The 23,077-nt window shown below is 67.5% G+C and carries 22 protein-coding genes; 17 read left to right on the top strand and 5 right to left on the bottom strand.

All coding sequences use genetic code 11. The features are described from left to right. The first annotated feature begins 66 nt into the window (after positions 1 to 66). From IU452_RS35650 to IU452_RS35630, 5 genes are all read left to right on the top strand, one after another. Positions 67 to 978 (top strand): sugar isomerase, encoded by a 912-nt coding sequence (locus IU452_RS35650; protein ID WP_324193012.1) that lies wholly within the window; start codon positions 67 to 69, stop codon positions 976 to 978. A 10-nt stretch (positions 979 to 988) separates the two neighbouring features. After that, entirely contained in the window at positions 989 to 1,915 is a 927-nt protein-coding gene (locus IU452_RS35645; protein ID WP_195113653.1) for an ROK family protein, read from the top strand. A 103-nt stretch (positions 1,916 to 2,018) separates the two neighbouring features. Beyond that, entirely contained in the window at positions 2,019 to 3,170 is a 1,152-nt protein-coding gene (locus tag IU452_RS35640) for an N-acetylglucosamine-6-phosphate deacetylase (RefSeq protein ID WP_195113652.1), read from the top strand. Beyond that, complete coding sequence (locus IU452_RS35635; protein ID WP_324193011.1) at positions 3,167 to 4,099, top strand: hexose kinase; 933 nt, start codon at positions 3,167 to 3,169, stop codon at positions 4,097 to 4,099. Before IU452_RS35640 ends, IU452_RS35635 begins: the two co-directional genes overlap by 4 nt. Before the next feature lie 9 nt (positions 4,100 to 4,108). Next, positions 4,109 to 4,933: a class II fructose-bisphosphate aldolase gene (locus tag IU452_RS35630; protein ID WP_195113651.1), complete on the top strand. Its 825-nt coding sequence runs from the start codon at positions 4,109 to 4,111 to the stop codon at positions 4,931 to 4,933. Between the two features lie 3 nt (positions 4,934 to 4,936). Here IU452_RS35630 and IU452_RS35625 read toward each other — a convergent pair whose 3' ends face one another. After that, positions 4,937 to 5,173 (bottom strand): hypothetical protein, encoded by a 237-nt coding sequence (locus IU452_RS35625; protein WP_195113650.1) that lies wholly within the window; start codon positions 5,171 to 5,173, stop codon positions 4,937 to 4,939. Positions 5,174 to 5,330: 157 nt separating this feature from the next. Here IU452_RS35625 and IU452_RS35620 point away from each other — a divergent pair, with 157 nt between their 5' ends. From IU452_RS35620 to IU452_RS35600, 5 genes are all read left to right on the top strand, one after another. Next, positions 5,331 to 5,735, top strand: a complete 405-nt coding sequence (locus tag IU452_RS35620) for a hypothetical protein (RefSeq protein WP_195113649.1) — start codon at positions 5,331 to 5,333, stop codon at positions 5,733 to 5,735. A 66-nt stretch (positions 5,736 to 5,801) separates the two neighbouring features. Then, positions 5,802 to 6,641: an ABC transporter ATP-binding protein gene (locus tag IU452_RS35615; protein ID WP_195113648.1), complete on the top strand. Its 840-nt coding sequence runs from the start codon at positions 5,802 to 5,804 to the stop codon at positions 6,639 to 6,641. A gap of 70 nt (positions 6,642 to 6,711) precedes the next feature. Next, on the top strand, positions 6,712 to 7,461 hold the full coding sequence (locus IU452_RS35610) for an ABC transporter permease (RefSeq protein WP_195113647.1): 750 nt from the start codon (positions 6,712 to 6,714) through the stop codon (positions 7,459 to 7,461). Next, positions 7,458 to 8,255 carry an ABC transporter permease gene (locus IU452_RS35605; protein WP_195113646.1) on the top strand — a complete coding sequence of 266 codons (798 nt, stop codon included), beginning with the start codon at positions 7,458 to 7,460 and terminating at the stop codon, positions 8,253 to 8,255. Before IU452_RS35610 ends, IU452_RS35605 begins: the two co-directional genes overlap by 4 nt. Positions 8,256 to 8,336: 81 nt before the next feature. Further along, positions 8,337 to 9,440, top strand: coding sequence for an ABC transporter substrate-binding protein (locus IU452_RS35600; protein WP_195113645.1), 1,104 nt, complete (start codon positions 8,337 to 8,339; stop codon positions 9,438 to 9,440). A 76-nt stretch (positions 9,441 to 9,516) separates the two neighbouring features. On the opposite strand, the gene IU452_RS35595 is transcribed toward IU452_RS35600, so the two are convergent. After that, positions 9,517 to 10,503 (bottom strand): XdhC family protein, encoded by a 987-nt coding sequence (locus tag IU452_RS35595; RefSeq protein WP_195113644.1) that lies wholly within the window; start codon positions 10,501 to 10,503, stop codon positions 9,517 to 9,519. Positions 10,504 to 10,761: 258 nt separating this feature from the next. On the opposite strand from IU452_RS35595, the gene uraD reads away from it, so the two are divergent. Next, positions 10,762 to 11,271 (top strand): 2-oxo-4-hydroxy-4-carboxy-5-ureidoimidazoline decarboxylase, encoded by a 510-nt coding sequence (uraD, locus tag IU452_RS35590; RefSeq protein ID WP_195113643.1) that lies wholly within the window; start codon positions 10,762 to 10,764, stop codon positions 11,269 to 11,271. Next, positions 11,271 to 11,591 carry a hydroxyisourate hydrolase gene (gene uraH, locus IU452_RS35585; RefSeq protein WP_195113642.1) on the top strand — a complete coding sequence of 107 codons (321 nt, stop codon included), beginning with the start codon at positions 11,271 to 11,273 and terminating at the stop codon, positions 11,589 to 11,591. Before uraD ends, uraH begins: the two co-directional genes overlap by 1 nt. A 673-nt stretch (positions 11,592 to 12,264) precedes the next feature. Here the strand turns inward: uraH and IU452_RS35580 are convergent. Further along, on the bottom strand, positions 12,265 to 13,401 hold the full coding sequence (locus IU452_RS35580; protein WP_195113641.1) for a lipase family protein: 1,137 nt from the start codon (positions 13,399 to 13,401) through the stop codon (positions 12,265 to 12,267). A 511-nt stretch (positions 13,402 to 13,912) separates the two neighbouring features. On the opposite strand from IU452_RS35580, the gene aceA reads away from it, so the two are divergent. The 4 genes from aceA (at position 13,913) to IU452_RS35560 (ending at position 20,327) form a co-directional block, all read left to right on the top strand. After that, complete coding sequence (aceA, locus tag IU452_RS35575; RefSeq protein WP_195113640.1) at positions 13,913 to 15,199, top strand: isocitrate lyase; 1,287 nt, start codon at positions 13,913 to 13,915, stop codon at positions 15,197 to 15,199. 420 nt (positions 15,200 to 15,619) lie between these two features. Then, complete coding sequence (locus tag IU452_RS35570; protein ID WP_195113639.1) at positions 15,620 to 16,495, top strand: 3-hydroxybutyryl-CoA dehydrogenase; 876 nt, start codon at positions 15,620 to 15,622, stop codon at positions 16,493 to 16,495. A 362-nt stretch (positions 16,496 to 16,857) separates the two neighbouring features. Beyond that, positions 16,858 to 19,170 carry a 5-methyltetrahydropteroyltriglutamate--homocysteine S-methyltransferase gene (gene metE / locus IU452_RS35565; RefSeq protein WP_195113638.1) on the top strand — a complete coding sequence of 771 codons (2,313 nt, stop codon included), beginning with the start codon at positions 16,858 to 16,860 and terminating at the stop codon, positions 19,168 to 19,170. 242 nt (positions 19,171 to 19,412) lie between these two features. Next, a complete protein-coding gene (locus IU452_RS35560) occupies positions 19,413 to 20,327 on the top strand; it encodes an esterase/lipase family protein (protein ID WP_324193010.1) in 915 nt (304 codons plus the stop codon). Positions 20,328 to 20,451: 124 nt separating this feature from the next. On the opposite strand, the gene IU452_RS35555 is transcribed toward IU452_RS35560, so the two are convergent. Beyond that, positions 20,452 to 21,006 (bottom strand): TetR/AcrR family transcriptional regulator, encoded by a 555-nt coding sequence (locus IU452_RS35555; RefSeq protein ID WP_195113636.1) that lies wholly within the window; start codon positions 21,004 to 21,006, stop codon positions 20,452 to 20,454. 112 nt (positions 21,007 to 21,118) lie between these two features. Here IU452_RS35555 and IU452_RS35550 point away from each other — a divergent pair, with 112 nt between their 5' ends. Then, entirely contained in the window at positions 21,119 to 21,952 is an 834-nt protein-coding gene (locus IU452_RS35550) for a condensation domain-containing protein (protein ID WP_195113635.1), read from the top strand. Here the strand turns inward: IU452_RS35550 and IU452_RS35545 are convergent. After that, complete coding sequence (locus IU452_RS35545; protein WP_195113634.1) at positions 21,930 to 22,982, bottom strand: NAD(P)-dependent alcohol dehydrogenase; 1,053 nt, start codon at positions 22,980 to 22,982, stop codon at positions 21,930 to 21,932. The genes IU452_RS35550 and IU452_RS35545 overlap by 23 nt on opposite strands. Positions 22,983 to 23,077: the final 95 nt, after the last annotated feature.

Genomic DNA, 23,077 nt, shown 5'->3' with positions numbered 1-23,077 from the left:
ATGATCGAATGTGACCGTTTTGGTTGTTAAGTTGACATGAACGATCATCGGGTCGATCCTGGTGGCGTGCCGACCTCTGCCGAGCGAATTCCCGAAACCCATCTGGCCGCCGAGGTGGCCACCCAGCCCGACGACTGGGCGCGCGCCGCGTCCATCGCCGCCGAGAACTCCGCCGTGCTGCCCGAGCCCGGCGAGCGGGTGGCCGTCATCGGTTGTGGCACCTCGTATTTCATGTCGCGTGCCATTGCCTACCTGCGTGAGACTCGTGGTCAGGGCCTGACCGACGCCTGGCCCGCCAGCGATGTGCGCACCGGTCGCGAGTACGACCGCTACGTGGTGATCAGCCGCTCCGGCACCACCACCGAGGTGATCGAGGCGATGCGCGGTATCCCGCGCGGGGTGCCGCGCACGGTCATCTCCTCCAGCCCGGGCACACCGGTGCTGGACCTGGGCGATCCGATCCTCATCGACGAGGTCGACGAGCGGTCGGTGGTGCAGACCCGTTTCGCCACCACGACGCTGGCGATCCTGCGCTGGCATCTGGGTGAGGATCTGAACCCGGCCATCGCGCAGGCGCGCGAGGTGCTCGCCGAGGACCTCGAAACCTCCGTGGCCGCAGTGCGTTACGCGGAACAGATCAGTTTCGTCGGCCTGGGTTTCGCGGCCGCCCTCGCCGACGAGGCGGGGCTGAAGCTGCGCGAATCCTGTCAGTCGTGGGCCGAGAGCTATCTGGCGACCGAATACCGGCACGGACCGATCAGCATCGCCGCGCCCGGACGCGCGGTGTGGGCGTTCGGTTCGGTGGATCCCACCCTGGGCGACGACGTCAAGTCCACCGGAGCGCATTTCGAGCATCGCGATATCGATCCGATGGCCGATCTGGTGCGGGTGCACCGGCTGTGCGTGCTGCGATCGGCGGATCTGGGCCTGGATCCGGACAATCCGCGCAGCCTGGCCCGGTCGGTGATCCTCGAGTGAGGGGTACGTCGTGACCGCCGTCGGACCCGCGGATCTGGTGCTCGCCATCGATGTCGGCGGGACCACGACCAAGGGTGAGATCACCGATGCCGCCGGGGCCGTGCTCGGCACGGCCACGGTCGCGACCCCCTCGGGGGAGGCCGCCTTCGATGCCATAGGCGACCTCGGTTCCCGGCTGCTGGACGAGTTGCCCGCGGCGCAGCGGGGCCGGGTCGCGCGGGCGGCCGTCGTCCTGCCCGGGATCGTCGACTCGGCGCGCGGCATCGCGGTGTTCAGCAGCAATGTGGGCTGGCGGGATGTCAAGGTGGGCAACCGCTTCCGCGACCAGTGGGATATTCCGGTGTTGATCGAACACGATGTCGCCGTCGCGGGGTGGGCCGAATGGCGCTACGGCGCGGGGCGCGGCCACGACGACGTGTGCGTGGTCATTCTCGGCACCGGGATCTCCGGAACCCTGTCGGTCGACGGGCGGCTGGTGCGCGGCTCCGCCGGGCAGTCCGGGGAGTACGGCCACATCCCGGTGCGCCATCGCGATGGACTGCCCTGCCTGTGCGGCAGTGTCGGCTGTGTGGAGACGGTCGCCTCCGGGGCCGCCATAGCCCGCGCCTACACCGCCCGCACCGGCCGCAGGATCGCCGGTGCCGAATCGGTCTTCGCCGTCCTCGACACCGATCCGGACGCCCGCGCCGTGGTCGACGACGCCGTCGACGCCCTGGCCGAGGGCCTGTTCGGCGTCATCCACGCCACCTGTCCCGACCTGGTCGTCCTCGGCGGCGGCCTGGCGGGTGCGGGCGCCGTCCTCACCGAGGCCCTGCAATCCCGCTTCGTCGACCTGCTCCGCATCGCCCCGGCTCCCCGCGTGGTGCTCGGCGAATTCGGTGCCCGCGCAGGTTTGGTCGGCGCGGCCTACTTCGCCCGGGTGGGAGCGCTCGAATGACCGCTGTCGGCCTGCCCTCCATCCACCCGGCTTCCTCGTCGATCCGGGATGACGGCGGGCGGTGGGCACGTCGGGATGAGCGGTGCCGGCGGTGGGAGGAGCGATGAGCGAGGTGTACCTGCGGGGGCGGGTCGTGGCGCCGTCGTACCTGATCGACGACGGTGTGGTGACGGTGGACGGTGAGCGGATCGTTGCCGTACAGACAGCCGCGGAATGGTCAGCGGCGCAGCGGAATTCGGAGCTACCGCCGCATCTGGGGACGGTGTTGCCCGGGCTGGTGGATATTCACAATCACGGCGGGTTCGGGGCGCGGTTCGATACCACCGATGCGGCGGAGGCTCGGGCAGCGGCCGAATATCACCGGTCGCAGGGGACTACCAGTGTGGTGGCGAGTGTGGTCACCGGTGCGCCCGACGACATGGTGGCGCAGACGCGGGTGCTGCGTGAGCTGACGGCGGAGGGGGCGCTCGCGGGGATTCATGTGGAGGGCCCGTTCCTGTCCGAAGCGCGCTGCGGGGCACAGGATCCGAGATTTCTCACCGATCCCGACCCGGCGTTGATCGAGCGATTGCTCGATGCGGCCGACGGGACGTTGCGGATGATGACCCTCGCACCCGAACGGCCGGGGTACGAGGCCGCCGCCGAGGCGCTCGCCGGCAGCGGTGTCGTGGTGGCTCTCGGTCACAGCGATACCGCGTACGCACGGTTCCGGGAGGCCTTGCGGCCCAAGGGCCTCGGGAGCGTGGTCACACATCTGGCCAATGGGATGCCGCCGCTGCATCACCGCGACCCGGGGCCGGTCGCGGCTGGGCTGGTGGCTGCGGCGGAGGGGCAGGCGGTCGTCGAGCTCATCGGTGACGGCGTACATCTGGAACCCGGTTTCGGCGCACTGGTTTTCGCCACCGCCCGGGATCGGGTCGCCCTGATCACCGATGCCATGCAGGCGACCGGGCTGCCCGACGGGGATTACCGCCTGGGCCCACAACAGGTCCGGGTCGTCGACGGTGTCGCGCGGATCGCCAACGGATCGATCGCCGGGGGCACCGCCACCTTGCTGCGGTGTCTGCGCTGGGCGGTTCGCGAGTGCGGGGTGCCGCTGGCGGATGCCGTGCGCGCGGCCACGGCGACCCCGGCGGCGGTGGTCGGCCTGACCGACGTGGGAGATCTGCGGCCCGGAATGTACGCCGATGCCATAGTGGTAGACGACGACTTGGGGTTGCGTTGCGTGCTGCGCCATGGACAGTGGTTGACGTGATCCTCACCGTGACCATGAATCCCGCCTACGATCTGACCTACCGGTTGGAGCGTTTCGAACGAGGCCGGGTCCATCGGGTGCTGTCGGTCGAACAGCGCATCGGCGGCAAGGGCATCAACGTGACCCGCGTGCTCAATCAACTCGGAATATATTCCCGCGCAACAGGTTTCGCCGACTATGCCTTCGCTGCCGCCGCGGAGCTGGAACTTCCCGTGGATTTCGTGCACGCCCTGCCGTGGGTGCGGCGGACCCTGGTGATCAGCGAATCCGACGACGGGACAGCCACCTCGCTGTGGGAACCCGGTGCGCGGGTGAATGATCCGTACGCCGTCGACCAGCTGATGGTCCGAGTCAACGGACTGCTCCCCGACACCGGAGCCATGGTCGTCTCGGGCTCCTTGCCCGCCGGGGTCGCCGACTCCGTGCCCGCCGAACTGGCCCGCACCGCACTCGCCGCCGGAATACCCACCATCTGCGATGTCGACGGTCGCGCGCTGGAACTGGCTGCCCGGATCCCCGGTGTGGTCCTCATGCCCAACGGTGACGAACTGCGTCGCCTGACCGGAACCTCGCCCGACACCGCCGAGGAGATGGTCACCGCGGCGCGGCCACTCATCGATCGCGGCGTCTACGCGGTGATCGCCACCCGGGGCGGCGCGGGCATGGTCGCCGTCACCGCCGCGGGAGCCTGGTCGGCCGCGCTGCCCGAACCCATGGCCGGAAATCCGACCGGCGCGGGCGATGCCGCGGCGGCCGCCGTGATCGCCGCCCTGTCCGTCGACCCGAAACCGGACTGGCCCGCCGTCCTCGTCGATGCCGTGGCGACTTCCGCTGCGGCCGTGGTCATTCCGGTGGCCGGAGAAATCGACAGGTCCCTGCGGACCCGGCTGGCGCCGACCGTCGTCGTCACCGATCTGAGCAATACCTAGGAGTCCCCGATGACCCTGCTGCCCGTGCCCGATCTGATCGCCGTCGCGCGTCCCGGCGGCCTGGCCGCGTTCAATGTGATCGCGCTCGAGCATGCAGAGGCCGTCGCCGCCGCTGCGGAAGCGGCGAAACGCCCGGCGATCCTCCAGATCTCGCAGAACACGGTGCGCTATCACGGCAGTCTGAAACCGCTGGCCCGGGCCTGCCTGCAGATCGCCGCCGACAGCACCGCCGACCTCACCGTGCACCTGGACCACGCGACCGAACGCGAATTGATCACCGAGGCCGTCGAACTCGGGGTGACCTCGGTGATGTACGACGGATCCACCCTCGACTACGCCGAAAACCTCGCCACCACGGCCGAGATCGTGCGCTGGTGTCATCGGCGCGACACGTTCGTCGAGGCCGAACTCGGCGAGGTCGGTGGGAAGGGCGGCGCCCACAAGCCCTGGGTGCGTACCGATCCCGACGAGGCCGTGTCGTTCGTCGCCGCGACGGGAGTCGACGCGCTGGCGGTCGCCGTGGGCTCCTCGCACGCCATGCACACCCGCGACGCCCGCCTCGACGACGAACTGATCGTGCGGCTGGCCGCGAAGGTCCCGGTGCCGCTGGTGCTGCACGGCTCGTCCGGCGTGCCCGACGGCGGGCTGCGATCGGCCGTCCGGCACGGGATGACGAAGATCAATATCGCCACCCGGCTGAACATGGCTCTGAGCCAGGAGATTCTGACGGTGCTGACCGAGAACCTCAGCGTGTCGGATCCGCGCAGATATCTGGGCCCCGGCCGCGATGCAGTGCAGGCCGAGGCCGAGCACCTCCTGCGGTTGCTGGCCTGACCCTCAGGCGAACACCACGCTGGCGACGACCTCATCGGGCTGCAGGTGGTCGCCGGGTGCGACGGGATGCGAGCGCCCGTCGCCGTCCTCCTCCTCGTGCAGCCACGCGGTGGTGTCGGTGTTGTTGATCACCTCGGCAGCTATCCACAATTCGACGTTGTAGGCGATGGTGTCGACGGGGTCGGTGAGTACCCGCCGATTCCCGTCCGCGTCGATGTAGATGAAGGTGCCGATGGCCATACCGTCTCCTCGCGTGCCACGGCATCGCCGCGATGACCCCCAACGATGCCCCTTCAGAAAATTATCCCCACGTCAGAGGGTGTTTTCGAGGATCGGGGAACGATCGTGACCGCGCGTTGCCACGGCCGTGACCGAACCGCGCGGTACATTTCGCTGCATGTCCGACAGCGGGTTTCGTCACGATCCCTGGACGGATCGCACCGGCTCCGCGCGGATGCCCGCCGCGGTGCGGGCGGCGCAGCTGATCGCGATCGGTATCGCGGTGGTCGGGGTCGTCTGCGCGGCGACGGCCTGGTGGTTGCTCGGGGCGCACCTGGCGTTGATCGTCTCGATCGCCTTCGTGCCCAGCTGGTTGCTGGGGCTGCTGGCGCTCGGCTTCGGCGCGGTCGGTGACAAGATCCGGATCGGCGCGATCCTGCTGGCCGGGTTGAACATGCTGTGGACCGTGCCCTCGATCGCCGAGGGACGCCCGCCGGGCTGGCTCGGGCCGATCGCGTCGGTCGTGGTGATCGTGCTGCTGTTTCGCCGCTCGGCCCGCGTCTGGTTCGAACCCGGGTGGTAACTCCGTCGAAATCTGATGGGCCGATTCGCAATATCGGTGCAACCGGTTGCTCCTAGTGTGACGGATATGAGCAGTACGGAGGCCGCGGGCACGGGCATTCACATCAGCGGACTCACCAAGACCTTCCGGGTCGGCCGGCGCAGGGTGCAGGCGCTGGAGTCGGTGGATCTGCACACCGAACAGGGCGCATTCCTGTCGCTACTGGGTCCCTCGGGGTGCGGGAAGTCGACGGTCCTGCGGATCCTGGCCGGACTCGAGACACCCACGGCGGGTACCGCCCGCATCAACGGGGCGACGCCGGAGGAACTGCGGCGCCGCCACGAATTCGGCATCGCCTTCCAGGATGCGGCGCTGTTGCCCTGGCGCAGTGTGGAATCCAATATCAAACTGCCGCTGCAGGTGGCCGGGCTGCCGGTGGAACCGAAACTGATTGCCGACCTGGTCGCGCTGGTGGGCCTGGAGGGCTTCGAGAAGGCGAAACCGGCGCAGCTGAGCGGTGGTATGCGCCAACGGGTTTCGATCGCGCGAGCGCTGGCGGTGAAGCCCACGGTGCTGCTGCTCGACGAGCCGTTCGGCGCGCTCGACGATATGACCCGCCAGCGGCTGAACCTCGAACTGCTGCGCATCTGGACCGAGAAGCCCGCCACCACGCTCATGGTCACCCACGGCATCGGTGAGGCGGTGTTCCTGTCGGATGTGGTGGCGGTGATGAGCCCGCGACCGGGCCGGGTGGTGGAGACGGTCGAGATCGACCTCCCGCGCCCGCGCACCCCCGACATGATGCGCTCGCCGGAATTCCATCGCCTGCACGACTATCTGTCGGAGCTGCTGTTCGGCCGCAGTGGACACGGCGGCATCGAAGCCGAAGCGGAAGCGGCCCTGGGGGTTACGGAGGTGGCGGAATGAGGGGTCAGGTCCGGAGGCGGCAGCGGAGTGTAACCACGGAGGGCTCCGCTCATTGCGGAAAGGACAGAGCATGACGCGGATGGGTGGGGCGCTCGGTATCGCCGCGCTGATCGCCCTGTGGTGGGTACTGGCCGCGCTCGGGGTCGCCGGGGGCACCATCCCGACTCCGTGGAATGTCGTGCACACCATGTACATCGACGGCTGGGCGCTGTACGGGCCGAACTTCCGGATCACGGCCTGGGGTGCGCTGCAGGGCTTCGCCTGGGGTAACGGCCTGGCCATCGCGCTGGCCGTGCTGGTGATGCTGGTGCCGCCCATCGAATCGCTGGCGACCCAGCTCGCCATCCTCAGCTACTGCACACCGCTGCTGGCGCTCGGGCCGATCATTCTGGTGGTGTTCGGCGGGCGCACGCCTACGGTGTTCCTGGCCGCCATCTACTGCTTCTTCACCACCATGGTCGGCACGGTGTCCGGGCTGCGTTCGGCCGATCGCACCAGCCTCGATCTGGTCCGCGCCTACGGCGGCGGGCGCTGGCAGCAGCTGCGGCGTGTGCAGGTGATCGCCGCCCTGCCGAATACGTTGGCGGCGTTGAAGATCGCGGCGCCCTCGGCGGTGCTCGGCGCGATCATCGGCGAGTATCTGGGCGGCGTGGACAGCGGTATCGGGGTGGCGCTGACCGCGGCGCAGACCGCCTACAACGTCCCGCGCACCTGGGGTATGGCCTTGGCCGCCGCCGCGCTCGCGGGGCTCGGCTACGCCGTGGTGGCCCTGGTCGCGCGGCTATCGGCGCCGTGGACCGGGCGGGAGGTGCGGGCGTGAACGCGCTGCGACGGATCGTGAAATTCCTGTTCCCCCTGGTTGTTTCGCTGATTCTGATACTGGTGATCTGGTACGCCTTCCTGAAGGCGTTCCCGCAGGTGGGTCCGCGGGTGGGGAAGACGCCGGGTGATGTGTGGAACTATCTGGTCACCGGGCCCTCCGCCGATACCGCGCGGCAGGCGCTGCTTGCCGACCTGAGGATCACGCTGACCGACGCCGCGATCGGATTCGGCGTCGGGATGGTGGCCGCCCTGGTGGTGGCCGCGCTGTTCGTCACCCTGCCCGCGGTCGAGCAGTCGTTCATGCCGGTCGCGATGCTGCTGCGGTCGGTGCCGCTGGTGGCGCTGACGCCGATCATCGTGCTGGTGTTCGGGCGCGGGGTGGTCGGTGTGACGGTGATGGCGGCGATCGTGGTCTTCTTCCCGGCCCTGGTCATGATCATGACCGGACTGCGCTCGGCGTCCGCTCAGGCCATGGAACTCGTTGCCGCCTACGGTGGTTCGCGGTGGACGCGGCTGCGCATGGTGGCCGTGCCCGCGGCGCTGCCGTCGGTATTCGCGGCGGCGCGGATCTCGGTGCCGGGTGCACTCATCGGGGCGCTGCTGGGCGAATGGCTCGGCAGCGGAACCGGATTGGGCGCGACGCTGATTCGTGCCATCCCCACCTTCCAGTACAACAAGCTGTGGGCCGCCATCGTGCTGGTGACGGTGGTGTCGGTGCTGCTGTACGCGATCGTCGGCGTGATCGAGAATCTGGTGCTGGCCAGGTTCGGGCCGGAGGCCGGAAAGGGGTGAGGGCGGACAAGTTTACGTGCAGCACACAGTGGATCCGTCGAAAGCAAAGAATTCGTCATCGAAACGCCCTAGATTTCCGGCATGACTCGCGTGACAGGCCCCTCATCGGCCCGGAAGTTTCCACCCCTGGACCGTCGGTCCTTCCTTCGGTTCTCCGCAGCCACGGGCCTCGCGCTCGCTGGTGGCGGAATGCTCGCGGCCTGCGGTGACGACTCCACGTCCGGGAACAACAACGGCACCACGCCCGACGGCTCCAAGTACGGCACCGTCGCCATTCAGCTGTCGTGGTTGAAGAACATCGAATTCGCCGGTGAGTACTTCGCCGACAGCAAGGGTTACTACCGGGACGCCGGATTCGGGCACGTCGACCTGATCGCGGGCGGTGCCGCCAGTACGTCGGTGGAGGCCGGGCTGGATACCGGCAAGATCTGGCTCGGCATGTCCGCGCCGCAGACCACCGCGCCCGCCGTGCTGGACGGGTTGCCCGCCAAGATCATCGGCACCACCTACCAGAAGAATCCGTTCTGCATCGTCAGTTCGGCGGCCAAGCCGATCTCCTCCCCGATCGAGATGAAGGGGCGCAAGATCGGCGTGCAGGACACCAATCAGCTGATCTTCACCGCGCTGCTGGCCGCCAACGGCATGACGCCGAACGATGTTCAGATCGTGCCCGCCCAGTTCGATCCGACCCCGCTGGCCAACGGCGAGGTCGACGGCTGGGTGAGCTATGTGACCAATGAGCCGATCACCCTGGCGGCCAAGGGTTTCCAGACCGCCCATTTCCTGTTCGCCGACTACGGCCTCCCGCTGACCGCCGAGACCCTGACGGTGCGCCAGCAGACCATCGACTCCGAGCGCGACAAGTTGAAGGCCTTCCTGGCGGCCGAAATCAAGGGCTGGAAGGACGCCGTGGCCAACCCCGCCGAAAGCGCCCGCCTCGCCGTCGAGATCTACGGCAAGGACCAACGCCTGGACCTGGCCGAACAAATCCAGTCCGCCAAGGCCCAGAACGACCTGGTCGTCTCCGACGACACCAGAGCCAACGGCCTGTTCACCATGACCGACAAACTCATAGCCCAAAACATCGAGGCCCTCGCCAAGGCCAAAATCACCATCGAGGCCGACCAACTGTTCGACATGTCCGTCCTCCGCGAGCTCTACGCAGAGCATCCCGAGCTGAAGTAGCGGTCTGGTCGATTGCTCGGGCGGGGCCCTCCTTCATTCCCTGATTCAATTCGCCCCCAGGCGAATTGAATCAGGGTCAGGAAACAGCCACAGTCGGTCGCGAGGTGGCCCTCCGCGATGCCAACAGCTCCGCCGCTATCGCAATAGCCGTCTCCATCGGCGTGTGGGCGCCGATGTCCAACCCCGCGGGGGTGTGCAGGCGGGCGAGCGTGGCCTCGTCGAAACCGCCCGCTTGCAGGGCTTCTGTGCGGCGGGCGTGGGCGGCGCGGGAGCCGAGGGCGCCCAGGTAGCCGAATTCGGGGAGGCGCAGGGCCATGGTGAGCAGCGGGATCTCGAACTTCGGGTCCTGGGAGACCACGACCAGCGCCGTGCTGGAGTCGATGTCACCGGCGGCCGCCTGGGAGTTGAGGTACCGGTGCGGCCAGTCGACCACCACCTCGGCACCCGGAAACGAGGCGGGGGAGGCGAAGGTTTCGCGGGCATCGCAGACGGTGACCCGGTAGCCGAGCAGCCGCCCCTGCACGTTCAGCGCGGCGGCGAAGGCGTTGGCGCCGAAGATGATCAGCCGCGGCGGGGCGGTGTAGGAGGAGACGAACACGTCCGATTCCGGCAGCGACACCAGCTCGGTGTTGTGCCGCCGGTCGGTCACCAGATGCTGCCCGATCACCTCCGGATCGGCATGCCACACCACGGTGAACACCGTGACGGGCCGATACGTGGTGATATCGGCGGCGACATCCGGGAACTCGGGAAAGTGGCTGCGGGAGAACGGCTCCACGAACACGTCGATGGTGCCGCAGTCCGCGCCGACGTCCAATCCGGTGGTGGCATCGAAGCGCCGCAATTCGCGCCGTCCGGTCCGGGCGGCCTCGACCGCCGCCTGATGCACCGCCGCCTCGTAGCAGCCGTCGGACACCGACCCGAACACGCCCCCATCGGATTCCACCAACATCGCCGATCCCACCGGCAGCGGGGACGGGCCGAAGGTCCGGACCAGCGTGGCCAATCCGGCCGTCCGGCCACTGTGCCACACCCGCAATAGGTCATCGACAATGTCGCGCATCACACTGCTCCCGCTCGGCGTCGGCGAGTGGGCGGGCAGGCGTGGTCGCGACCCGTCGCCACGTCGCCGCACGTGACGGCCACAATATCCGGTCGGACGTCCGGAATGGTCCGGCTCCGGAATTTCCTTGCGCGGATTTGATCATCGGCGCCCCCGTGTTCGTGAGATAGCACAATCGAATGACCGGATCGGCCGTGCGAGACGGCCCGAGCGCCGTCCGATTGGCAGGCCGGGTTGCCATGGCCGATGCTGGACGCGATGACCAACGATCGGATCGACCTCCGCACCTTCGACGCGCTGCCCGAATCGGCGGTCGTCGAGCTGTTGCTGAGCTGCTGCTCGGCTCCCGAATGGGCGCGGGAGGTGGCCGCGCGGCGGCCCTTCGGCACCGTCGAGCACCTGCTCGCGACGGCCGACGAGATCCTCGCCGCCGTGCCGGAGGAGGACCTGGACCGGGCCCTGGCCGGGCATCCCCGCATCGGCGCCACCCCGGACAATCCGTCCTCGGCCCGGGAGCAGGCGGGCGTCGCCGACGCGGGCGCGGACGTGCGGGCCGCCCTGGCCGCCTGGAACCGCGAATACGAGGCCACCTTCGGCCACGTCTATCTCGTGTGCGCGACCGGCCGCTCCGCCTCGGAACTGCTCGACATCCTCATGACCCGGCTGCGTAACGACCCACGCACCGAGCGCGGTATCGTCCGCCGAGAGCTGGCCAAGATCAACCGGATCCGGCTGAGCCGTCTGGTACACGACCCCGCGGAGGCGTGATGAGCAGTGTGAGCACCCACGTTCTGGATGCGGTCCGCGGGATTCCCGCCGTGGGCCTCACGGTCACCCTGTTGGCCGTCGACGGAACCGAACTGGCCTCGTCGGCCACCGACCTCGATGGTCGGATCCGCGAACTCGGCGGCGAACTCCCCCCGGACACCTACCGCCTGCGCTTCGACACCGGCGGTTACTTCGCCGCCCAGCAGGTGCCCACCTTCTATCCGGAGGTCACCATCGCCTTCACCATTACCGGCGACCGGCACTACCACGTCCCACTATTGCTGTCCCCGTTCGCGTATTCGACATATCGGGGGAGCTGAGCGCGAGGCCCACGAGTCCGAGTTGCGCAGTTCAGGATTCACCCTGATGCATAGGGCTGCCGTTCGATATGGCCGAGCCCGCGCAGGGTATCGATGCGCTCGAGCTGATCGTTGATCTGCTGCGGAGATCTCCGGCGGCGGTCGGAAATAACCTATTGTGAACATTTCATTCGTAGCAGTTGGCATTTGAGCTGGTCACGTGGGCGGCCGGACGGGGCGTACCTGCTGGCGCTGCGGGCGCTGGATTCTTCGGACCGTTCGGATTCTTTTGTCGCGGGTGCGCCGTTCTGCGATTCGCGATGAGTTTTCCGACGATTCGAAATTGTCATCCGATAAGGTTGGCGATGAACCAGTCGCGAGAGTGCGTTCGAGGAGAATGTGCGCGGGGGTGTTATGAGCACGCAATATGGGCGGGTTTCGCGCAACCTCCGTGCAACCCGCGGCCCCTAGGGTGGCCCGGTCGGGATCGGCGGTCCTCGCCGATCCCGGGTGGTGAGTGACCGCCGTGGGTCGGTGTGACAGTGGTGGTGGGAGTGGATTCGACCGAGGAGCGAGCGTGAGTTGCAGTGGGTCGGCCTGGCGTCGGAATACGTTGGGCGCCTTCGTCCGGGACGTGCTGGCGATGTGGCGGGAGGCGCGCCCGTGAAAACCGGGTGGACGGCCTCCCCGCCGCCTAGGCGAACAGGCCCCGCACGAATGGCACCGAGTCCACCAGCGAGGCGTTCACCGTTCCGCTGTGATCGGTCGGATAGGTCTTGACGGTGACCGGCTGCCGGTTGGCCTGCAGCACCGCGGCGAATCGCAACGTCTCCGGCGTGATCACGTCGGTGTCGCGCAGGCCCTGCCCCATGAACAGCGGCTTGTCGTAACCCGATTCGGGCAGGCCGAGATAGCGGGCGAGTAGTCCGTGCAGGTCCGGGATCTGCGCCAGCGGCCGGGCGAACAGGTTGCCGACCACGACATTCTGTGCGGCCGATTCGTCGGCGAGCGCCAGCACGCACTCGTGCTGCGCCCGCGCCGCCCAGTGCCGGCCCGCATCGGTCAGGAACGAGTCGATGTTCAGCTCGGGATAGGTGGTGCGCAGCCCGTTGAGAATGAACAGCACGTAGGCGGTGCTGTCGGGGCTCAGCTTCACCGGCGGCACACCGGGACCGAGCGCCGGCAGGATGTCCTCGATATATGCGGGCACGCCGGTGGCCACCGCACCTCGGTAGTCCAGCTCCGTCCCGCCGAATTCGGTGGCGTAGCGGGCGGTGGTCACCGCGGCGCCGCCGCCCTGTGACTGTCCGACGACGACCCACTTCTTCGACAGCGACGAGTAGTGGGCGCTCGCGGCCCGCACCGCGTCGACGACGTTGTGGGCCTCGACGACACCGTTGAGGTAGGGATGTTCGCCGGGTGTGCCGAGTCCCGCGTAGTCGGCGGCGACGATCGCATAGCCCTGCTGCAGCCAGGCGCCCAGATACGACCAGTCGCGGTCGACCTCCGCGGGCCCGCCGACGCTGTAGGCGCAGTCGTCGCCCAGTCCGACGGTCCCGTGCGCCCACGCGATGATCGGCCACCCGCCGGCGGGCGGCTCACCCGGCGGGAAGTACACCGCGGCGCTGCCGACGGTCGGCTGATCGCGCACGGTCGTGGTCGAGTACAGAATCCGCTCGGAGTTCACCGACCCCGGTAGTGTCGCCGCCGCCGACAGCGGTTCGACCGACTCCACCGCGCCCACCGCGGGCGCCGCCTGGGCGATCGGCATCGTGAACAGGCTGGCCGCCGATGCGACGGTCAAAGCGGCCGCGATCCACAGCTTCCGCATCATGTTCCTTTCCGAGTCATCCCCCCGGGCAATCCCAGTCTTGCAGCTGGTCGGATGACCATACGTCCGGGTCGTTCACACGTCTCGAAAGTGCCACGGGCCACACCGACGGCAACCGCCCTTACTTGTGAAGGTCATCACAAGCGGGAATGCGTGTGCCGTGCCTTGGCCGGTGGTAGGCGTCACGCTAACAGTACGCGCGTTACGCTAAACTGCAGGTCAGACCTACTCGCGAGTAGACTCAGCTCTGGCAATCAGACCGCAAATTTCGCAGAATTAGCAAAGATGTGGCCGAAGCTAGCGGAGATTCGCATTAGCAACAGGTAGACGGCACTTTTCGTCTGTGCAATCGTGTGGATGTACACCCGATGGGCCTAGCAAGCCTGCAAATTGCCGCTCCAGCAGAGTTCGGACATTCCGACGGCGGTCGACTACCGAATACGGGAAGCCGACGAGCCGCCGGAACCTCCGGACAGTGGGGCACCGACTGAACGAAGAAGTGGAGTCAGAGATGTCGAAGACCGGCACCCCGAGGACCGCTGCTGAAATCCAGAAGGACTGGGACACCAACCCTCGCTGGAAGGGCATCACCCGTAACTACACCGCCGAGCAGGTCGCCAAGCTGCAGGGCAAGGTTGTCGAGGAGCACACGCTCGCTCGCCGCGGCGCGGAGATCCTGTGGGAGCAGGTCAACAACGAGGACTACATCCATGCCCTCGGTGCTCTCACCGGCAACATGGCCGTGCAGCAGGTGCGCGCCGGCCTGAAGGCCATCTACCTGTCCGGTTGGCAGGTCGCCGGTGACGCGAACCTGTCCGGCCACACCTACCCCGACCAGTCGCTGTACCCGGCCAACTCGGTTCCGGCCGTGGTCCGTCGCATCAACAACGCGCTGCTGCGCGCCGACGAGATCGCCGCGGTCGAGGGCGACACCTCGGTCGACAACTGGCTGGTTCCGATCGTCGCCGACGGCGAGGCCGGCTTCGGTGGCGCGCTGAACGTCTACGAGCTGCAGAAGGCCATGATCGCCGCGGGCGCCGCCGGCACCCACTGGGAGGACCAGCTGGCGTCGGAGAAGAAGTGCGGCCACCTGGGCGGCAAGGTCCTGATCCCGACCTCGCAGCATATCCGCACCCTGACCTCCGCGCGCCTGGCCGCCGACGTCGCCGACGTCCCGACCGTGGTCATCGCCCGGACCGATGCCGAGGCCGCCACCCTGATCACCGCCGATGTAGACGAGCGCGACAAGCAGTTCATCACCGGTGAGCGCACCGCCGAGGGCTTCTACCAGGTCAAGAACGGCATCGAGCCATGCATCGCGCGTGCCAAGGCCTACGCCCCGTACGCCGACCTGATCTGGATGGAGACCGGTACTCCGGACCTCGAGCTGGCCCGCAAGTTCGCCGAGTCGGTCAAGAGCGAGTTCCCGGACCAGCTGCTGGCCTACAACTGCTCGCCGTCGTTCAACTGGAAGAAGCACCTGGACGACGCCACCATCGCGAAGTTCCAGAAGGAGCTGGGTGCGATGGGCTTCAAGTTCCAGTTCATCACGCTGGCGGGCTTCCACGCGCTCAACTACTCGATGTTCGACCTGGCCTACGGCTACGCCCGCGAGGGTATGACCGCCTACGTCGACCTGCAGGAGCGCGAGTTCGCGGCCGAGGAGCGCGGCTACACCGCCACCAAGCACCAGCGTGAGGTGGGTGCGGGCTACTTCGACACCATCGCGACCACGGTGGATCCGAACACCTCCACCGCTGCGCTGAAGGGTTCGACCGAAGAGGGTCAGTTCCACTGATCGTGGGCCCCGTTGTTCGGCGCTGGGGCGCCGAACAACGGGGAACCAAGGGCGGGCGCCGGCGGAGGACTCGGGCCGAGCCCCCAGCCGAGAAGTCGGCCGGTGGGCGCTGAGGGAAGTAAAGCCTCCGGAGCCTTCGTCCGCCCGGCGAGCTCCTTTGGTCCCCGGCGTCAGCCGGGGGCGGAAGCCGGGATCCAGTCCGCATCACCTGGATCCCGACTTTCGGACCGGGAGCGCGAAAGCGTTTCTCGGACAAAAGAACAGCCGCCCTGATAGGGCGCTTACCGGCCCTTCCCGCTGAACAGCCCCGGCGGGAAGGGCGTCCCTATAACGTTTCCCGTCGAAGGCGCGGGGCTCTACGAGAGCCGACACCTTCCCGACAACCAGCCACCGACAGCCAAACAACAGCAGGAGCGGGACGTGAGCAGCGAAAAGATTCAACGCGTCGGTGTTATCGGCGCCGGACAGATGGGTGCCGGAATCGCGGAGGTGTGCGCCCGGGCGCATGTCGACGTGCTCGTGTTCGAACCCACGCGGGAACTGGCCGCCGCCGGTCGCGCCCGCATCCTGCGGTCGCTGGATCGCGGCGTGTCCTCCGGCAAGATCACCGAGCGGGAGCGGGAGCAGGCCGCCTGGCGGCTGCGTTTCACCTCCGATCTCGGCGACTTCGCCGACCGCCAGCTGGTGGTCGAGGCGGTCGTGGAGAACGAGGAGGTCAAGACCTCGATCTTCGCCGAGCTGGACAAGGTCGTGACCGATCCGGACGCGGTGCTGGCCTCCAACACCTCCTCCATTCCGATCATGAAGGTCGCCGTGTCCACCACGCAGCCCGAGCGGGTCGTGGGCATGCACTTCTTCAACCCCGTGCCGGTGCTGCCGCTGGTCGAGCTGGTCACCACGCTCAAGACCAGCGAGGCCGTCTCCAAGCGCGCCGAGGCCTTCGCCTCCGATGTGCTGGGTAAGCAGGTCGTGCGCTCGGCCGACCGCTCCGGCTTCGTCGTGAACGCGCTGCTGGTGCCCTACCTGCTGTCGGCCATCCGCATGGTCGAATCCGGGTTCGCCACCAAGGAGGACGTCGACAAGGCCATGGTGCTCGGCTGTGCCCACCCGATGGGCCCGCTGGCGCTGACGGATCTGGTCGGCCTCGACACCGTCAAGTCCATCGCCGACTCGATGTACGCGGAGTTCAAGGAGCCGCTGTACTCGGCCCCGCCGCTGCTCATGCGCATGGTCGAGGCGGGGTTGCTGGGGAAGAAGACCGGCGCGGGCTTTTATCAGTACAACAACAATCGCTGAGGTGAGACCCTGTCTCTCGGGCCCTGGGGGCCCGAGAGACAGGGAATCAAGGTTCTGGCAGGGCCGGAGCTCAGCGGCCTCAGGTTCTGGCAGGGCCGGAGCTCAGCGGCCTCAGGTTCTGGCAGGCCGGAGCTGAGGGGCCTCAGGTTCTGGCAGGCCGGAGCTGAAGGGCCGACGGTCCGATAGGGCCGGAGCCTAGAGGGTCCAAGGTTTCGGCGGGTGCCGGAGCCGTGAGGGAATCGATAACGATCGCGCCCTGTCCGATGTCCCGGTGTTCTTCAGGCCGGGACCTCGTGAGTATCCGGGCATAAGCTGCATACAGGGTCGGGCTGAACCCGCAGCTCGGAAGGAGTGTCCCGCTCATGGTCAACGTCACCGACGGCTTCGGATCGAGCATCCTCGGATATCCGAGGATCGGGCCGCACCGGGAACTCAAGCGCGCGCTGGAGGCATACTGGCACGGCAGTCTGCCGCGTGAGGAGCTGCTGCGGGTCGGTCGCGAGATCCAGGAAACGCAGTTCAACGAGCTGGCGGCCACCGGGCTGACCCAGGTGCCGGGCAACACCTTCTCCTACTACGACCACATTCTCGACAATGCGCTGCTGTTCGGCGCGGTGCCCAAGCGGTTCGAGCCCTATCGAGAAGGCTTGCACCCCTTGGACTTCTACTTCCTGATGGCGCGCGGCCGCCCGGATCTGCCGCCGCTGGAGCTGGTGCGCCTGTTCGGCACCAACTACCACTACCGCCAGCCCGAGCTGGATGCCGACACCGAATTCTCCCTGCACCCCGAGGCTTTGCTCGAGGAATTCGATCGGGCCAAGGAGCAGGGCATCGAACTGCGCCCGGTGGTGCTGGGCCCGCTGTCGCTGCTGCTGCTGTCGAAGGCCGGGCACGTGCCGGGCGAGGACGAATTCGACCGGCTGTCCCTGCTGGACAAGCTGCTTCCGGTCTACGAGCAGCTGTTCGAGATCCTCGCCAAGCGCGGGGCCACCTGCGTGCAGTTGGACGAGCCGTGCTTCACCAGCGACCGCACGCCGGAGGAACTGGCCGCGTTCGAGCGTGCCTACCAACGCCTTTCGACCGCGCCGCTGCGCCCACGCATGCTGGTCACCGGCCAGTACGGCGATTTCGGTGAGGCCGTGCGGATTCTCGCGCAGACCTCCGTCGAGGCGATCGGGCTCGACCTCGCCAGCTACCGGGTGCGTCCGGAGGAGTTGGCCGAGATTCCGGGCATCAAGCGGAAGCGGTTGTACGCGGGCGTGATCAGCGGCACCAATGTGTGGCGCGCCGACCGCTACGTCACCCTCACCTATCTCAACGAGCTGGCGAAGGTGTGCCCGGATCTGGTGGTCTCCACCGGCACCACGCTGTTGCACGTGCCCTACGACCTGCTCGTCGAGTACGACATCCAGGGCCCGGTCGCCGACCGTCTCGCCTTCGCGAAACAGAAGGTGCTCGAGGTGGTTTCGCTGGCCAAGGCGTTGACCGAAGGAGCGTCGGAGAAATGGCGCAAGCGGCCCAGTGAGGTGCACTTCAAGCAGAAGCATGCTGTGCGGCAACGGGTGTACGCGATCACGCCGGACATGCGCGAGCGCGAACCCTACGAGGTGCGCCGAGAAGCGCAGCGGCAGAAGCTGAATCTGCCGGTGGTGCCCGCCACCACGCTGGGCTCGTTCCCGCAGACCGCTGCGATCCGCCAGGCCCGCTACGACCTCGGCGAGGGACGGCTGTCCTACGACGAGTACCGCAAGCGGATCGAGGCCGAGATCGAGTCGACCATCCGGCTGCAGGAGGATATCGGCCTCGATGTGCTGGTGCACGGCGAGCACGAGCGCAACGATATGGTCCAGTACTTCGCCGAACTGCTCGACGGCTTCGCCACCACCCACTTCGGCTGGGTGCAGGTGTACGGCTCGCGGTGCGTGCGGCCGCCGATCCTCTACGGGGACGTGCAGCGGACGAAGCCGATGACGGTCGACTGGATCACCTATGCCCAGTCGCTCACCGACAAGCCGGTGAAGGGCATCGTTACAGGGCCGGTGACGATGGTCGCCCGCTCGTTCGTGCGGCAGGATCAGCCGCTGTACGAGACGGCCGACCAAGTGGCCCTGGCGATCCGGGACGAATTGGCGGATCTGGAGAAGGCCGGAGTGGCCATCATCCAGGTGGACGAGCCGGCCGTCCGCGAGCTGCTGCCGCTGCGGCCGACCGGGCGGCGGGAATACCTACGGTGGGCGGTCAACGCCTTCCGTCTGGCCACCTCGGGTGTGAAACCGGAGACCCAGATCCACACCCACATCGCCTACTCCAGTCGCGCCGAAATCGTCCAGGCCATCGAGGAACTCGACGCCGACGTCACCGCGATCGTGGCCAGCCGCTCGATCGAATGGGTGCTCGAGGCGCTGAAGAAGGATGCCGAGCAGGGCCACGGCCTGTCGCACGGCGTCGGCCCCGGTGTGTACGAAAGTCGTTCGGCCCGTATCCCCGATATCGAGGAACTCGACGAGGCGCTGACCGCGGCGGCCGAGGCGGTCACCCCGGAACGCCTGTGGGCCAATCCGGACGGCGGCCTGAAGACCCGCCACTATTGGCAGCTGGAACCGTCCCTGCGCAATATGGTCGCCGCCGCCCGCCGCGTGCGTCGCCGGGCAACGGCTGCCGCCGAATCCGAGTGAATCGAACGAGCAACCGCCCTGCCGGATGTATCCGGCAGGGCGGTTGGTCTGTGAGCGTTGTCGTTTCGAGAGCGGAGTGTGGCTGCCGACGGCAAGTTGGCGAGCCAGGTCGACTCGGTGCAGGAGGCGGCGCGGAAGGCTTTGCCCGAACAATAAGCGCGCGGTTACGGGGTTTTTCGCCCTTTTCCGCCTAGCATCGGCTAACGATTCGTTACTTCTCTTCGGTGTGGAAGGGATGGTCGATGCGTGCGCTGGCGATAGTGGCGGCAGGGCTATGTTGTTGCACGGTAATGATGGTCGGTGAGGCGCATGCCGATGCGGGCGGCGCGCTCGAGCACCCGGCGGACGGAAGTGTGGCTCCGCGCGGGGCGAATGATTGGCAATGCGGGCCTTCCGCCACGCATCCGGAACCGGTCGTGCTCGTGCACGGGACGTGGGGGAATCAGAATAACTGGGACGTGCTGGCGCCGGAACTGCGGTCGGAAGGGTATTGCGTATTTTCGCTCAACTACGGTCGCGATACGTCCAGCATCTATGGGGGCAGGCCGGGCGTGTACGGCACCGGTGACATTCCGGATTCGGCCAGGGAACTCGCCGCATTCGTCGAAAAGGTGCGCGCGGCCACCCATTCGACCCGCGTCGACATCGTGTCCCATTCCCAGGGTGGGGTGGTGACCCGGCAGTATCTGCGTTTCGAAGGCGGCGCGAATCCGGCCGAACCGGAGCGCAATACGGTGCGCAAGGTGGTGATGATCGCCGCGACCAACCACGGCACCACCGCCCTCGATATGGGTCGTCTCGTGCACGTGGGAAGTACGAGCGAACCCGCCCACCGGGCCGTCGGCGCCGTACTCGGCGAAGCGGCCGCCCAGCAGGTCGTCGGCAGCGATTTCCTGCAGCGGCTCAATGCCGGTGGCGACACCGAGCCCGGTGTGCACTACACCGTGGTCGCCAGCAGCGTCGACCAGGTGACGACCCCACCCGGATCGACATTCCTGGTGGCCGGGCCGCGGGCCGAGGTCGACAACATCTGGCTACAGGCGGTGTGCCCGAGCGACACCTTCGATCACGGGCGACTGACCGAGTCGCCCACCGTGATTCGCATCGTGAAACGAGCCCTCGATCCGTCCTCCGGGGAGTTGTCATGCGCCGCATGAAGCAGGCTGATCATTATCCGCGACCGTCCTTGTTCCCGCTGGTACCGCTGCTGTGCGTGGTCCCGGTGTCGTGGCTGAGTGCGAGCTGGTGCTTCGGCCGCCTCGGCGGCAGGCGGGCGCTCGCTCAATCCAGCAGCGTGGCGATCGACCGCAGCCCCGCCACGACCGTCTCGGCGGAGGGTGCGGCGGCCGGGTCGAGCAGCCATTGGACGAGCAGGCCGTCGAGCAGCGTGAGCAGGACCGCGCCGACGGCGTCGTCGGGCGCGGCGGTGGGGACCAGCATGCCGGCCAGGGAACGCCGGGCTTCCTGCTGTTTCGCGGAGACCTCGACGCGGATATCACCGGAATGCAGTGATTGGGCGAGGCTTTCGATATTGGCCGCCCAGACCGAGCGGTCCTCGGTGAAGGTTGTGATCAGCTGCCGCAGAAACGTTTCCAGGCGCGCGGCGGGCTGCCCGCCGCTGGTGTCGGCGAGGGTGTCGAGGATGCGCTGGACGGCCTCGGTCGTCGATTCGATCATCGCCTGGCTCAGCAGGGTATCGCGCGTGCCGAAGTGATAGTTGATCGCTGCCAGATTGCTGCCCGAGGCGGCCACGATATCCCGCACCGTCGTGCGGGCATAGCCGCGTTCGGCCAGGCACCGTTTGGCCGCGGCCAGGAGATCGTCACGAGTTCCCACGTCAGCAGGGTAGCAAGAGTGCACTGACGGACGTTTCAAACAATTGTTTGTGACATACGTTTGAAACGGATGTATGGTTCGGAGCAGTCCCGATTCCTCCGAGAGGTGCGCGATGATCTCGCAACGTCCTATTTCCCCGCTCGAGCTCGGCTACTTCAGCCCCGAGGCCTACCTGGGTTCGGTGCCCGTCGGAGGCATGCCCCTGTTCATCGGATCGACGATCGAGGGCGAGCTCGACCTCGAGGCGCTGCGCGCGGTGCTGGAGGAGTTGGTGGCCGTTCATCCACTGCTCGGCTGCCGCCGGATTCACGACAACGGCGTGCCGATGCTGCGCCTGGTGGACGGCTATCGCCCCCCGCTGCAGGTGGCCGAGGGCGGCGAGGCCGCATACCTGCGGCTGGTGAATCGGCCGCAGGATTGGGACGGCGGGCTGTTTCGCGCGGTGGTGCTGCGGGACGAGAGCCGTACCTGCGTCGTACTGGTGATCCATCACGGAATCTCCGACGGCCGTTCGGCTTTCGCTCTGCTGGGCGAGATGTGGTGGCGTTATACGGCCCGCCTGGAAGGTGCTCCGCTCCCCATTCTGTCGGTCACGCGCGAGCTTCCGGCCGCCGTGGACGATCGGCCGGCCGAGACCATCTCGGAGTCGGAGGTGCTCGATCTGCTCGACACCATGCGCGGGATGCTGGCCGAGCCGCCGCACACCCTGTCTCGCATCGCCCTGTCCAACATCGGTCGTATCCCGGCACATTCGGTGCCGGCGGGGGTGCGCATCGTCCGCGACGATATCTGCGCCATGGTCCCGGGATGCCCCCGAAGCTCACGATCTTCACCCTCGCCGGCCGCCTCACCGTCCAGGTCGAGTACGACACCACCGATCACAGCCGGAACCAGATGGACCGGCTGCGCCGAGAGCTCACTTCTCACATGGTGGCGGCGTCGATGACGAACCGGTAGCGCACATCGCTGGCGATCGCCCGCTCGTACGCCTCATCGATGCGATCGGCGGAGATCACCTCGATCTCCGCACCGATGCCGTGTTCGGCGCAGAAGTTCAGCATCTCCTGGGTCTGGGCGATGCCGCCGATCATCGAACCGGCCAGCGAGCGCCGATAGCCCGCCAGCGTGAACGGCTGCACCGCCAGCGGGTTGTCGGGCAGGCCCAGCATGACCAGCGTGCCGTCCAGCTTCAGCAGTTTCATGTAGTTGTCGATCGGCAGATCGGCCGAGACCGTGTTGACGATCAGGTCGAATCGGCCGCGCAACTCGCGGAAGGTCTGCTTGTCGCCGGTTGCGTAGTAGTTGCTGGCGCCGAAGCGACGGCCGTCGTCCTGCTTGTTCAGCGAGTGGCTGAGCACCGTCACCTCGGCGCCCATCGCGGCGGCGATCTTCACGCCGACGTGGCCGAGTCCGCCCATGCCGACGATCGCGATCTGCTTGCCGGGTCCGGCATTCCAGTGCCGCAGCGGCGAATACAAGGTGACACCCGCACACAGCAGCGGTGCCGCCACGTCCAGGCCGATGCCCTCCGGGATCGACACCACGAAGTTCTCGGTGACCACGACCTGGGTGGAGTAGCCGCCGAAGGTGACCCCGCCCGGCTGGAACTCCTCGGGCACCGGGGTGTTGTAGGTCATCGTCGCACCGCGGTCGCAGTACTGCTCCTCACCGGCAACGCAGGGCGGACACGTGCCGCAGGAATCGACCATGCAGCCGACCCCCACGCGGTCGCCGACCTTGTGCCTGGTCACCTCCGAGCCGACGGCGGCGACGATGCCCGCGATCTCGTGACCGGGCACGCACGGGTAGGTGGTGCCGTGCCATTCGTTGCGGGCGGTGTGGATGTCGGAGTGGCAGATGCCGGCGTACTTGATGTCGATGAGTACGTCGTGCGGGCCGAGTCCCCGGCGCTCGATCGTGGTCTTGGTGAATCGGGCATCGGGCGCGGAGACGGAATACGCGGCGGCTGTGGTCATGTTTTCATGCCTACTCCCGCATACTTGTCAACGCAAACTATTGCGAGCGGAGCAACGGTTCAGCAACGCACCGAGGGGGAGTGAGCCCCGGCTCT

Source organism: Nocardia transvalensis (assembly GCF_015477765.1).
In the GTDB taxonomy this organism is placed as follows: Bacteria; Actinomycetota; Actinomycetes; order Mycobacteriales; family Mycobacteriaceae; genus Nocardia; species Nocardia transvalensis_A.
This window is presented reverse-complemented; position numbering and strand designations above follow the sequence as displayed.

Bases quoted from the DNA above. Each gene is read 5' to 3' on its own strand.
- IU452_RS35640 (WP_195113652.1), top strand. From the start codon at position 2,019: ATGAGCGAGGTGTACCTGCGGGGGCGGGTCGTGGCGCCGTCGTACCTG.
- IU452_RS35630 (WP_195113651.1), top strand. From the start codon at position 4,109: ATGACCCTGCTGCCCGTGCCCGATCTGATCGCCGTCGCGCGTCCCGGC.
- IU452_RS35625 (WP_195113650.1), bottom strand. From the start codon at position 5,173: ATGGCCATCGGCACCTTCATCTACATCGACGCGGACGGGAATCGGCGG.
- IU452_RS35620 (WP_195113649.1), top strand. From the start codon at position 5,331: ATGTCCGACAGCGGGTTTCGTCACGATCCCTGGACGGATCGCACCGGC.
- IU452_RS35615 (WP_195113648.1), top strand. From the start codon at position 5,802: ATGAGCAGTACGGAGGCCGCGGGCACGGGCATTCACATCAGCGGACTC.
- IU452_RS35610 (WP_195113647.1), top strand. From the start codon at position 6,712: ATGACGCGGATGGGTGGGGCGCTCGGTATCGCCGCGCTGATCGCCCTG.
- IU452_RS35600 (WP_195113645.1), top strand. From the start codon at position 8,337: ATGACTCGCGTGACAGGCCCCTCATCGGCCCGGAAGTTTCCACCCCTG.
- IU452_RS35595 (WP_195113644.1), bottom strand. From the start codon at position 10,503: ATGCGCGACATTGTCGATGACCTATTGCGGGTGTGGCACAGTGGCCGG.
- uraD (WP_195113643.1), top strand. From the start codon at position 10,762: ATGACCAACGATCGGATCGACCTCCGCACCTTCGACGCGCTGCCCGAA.
- uraH (WP_195113642.1), top strand. From the start codon at position 11,271: ATGAGCAGTGTGAGCACCCACGTTCTGGATGCGGTCCGCGGGATTCCC.
- IU452_RS35580 (WP_195113641.1), bottom strand. From the start codon at position 13,401: ATGCGGAAGCTGTGGATCGCGGCCGCTTTGACCGTCGCATCGGCGGCC.
- aceA (WP_195113640.1), top strand. From the start codon at position 13,913: ATGTCGAAGACCGGCACCCCGAGGACCGCTGCTGAAATCCAGAAGGAC.
- metE (WP_195113638.1), top strand. From the start codon at position 16,858: ATGGTCAACGTCACCGACGGCTTCGGATCGAGCATCCTCGGATATCCG.
- IU452_RS35560 (WP_324193010.1), top strand. From the start codon at position 19,413: ATGCGTGCGCTGGCGATAGTGGCGGCAGGGCTATGTTGTTGCACGGTA.
- IU452_RS35550 (WP_195113635.1), top strand. From the start codon at position 21,119: ATGATCTCGCAACGTCCTATTTCCCCGCTCGAGCTCGGCTACTTCAGC.
- IU452_RS35545 (WP_195113634.1), bottom strand. From the start codon at position 22,982: ATGACCACAGCCGCCGCGTATTCCGTCTCCGCGCCCGATGCCCGATTC.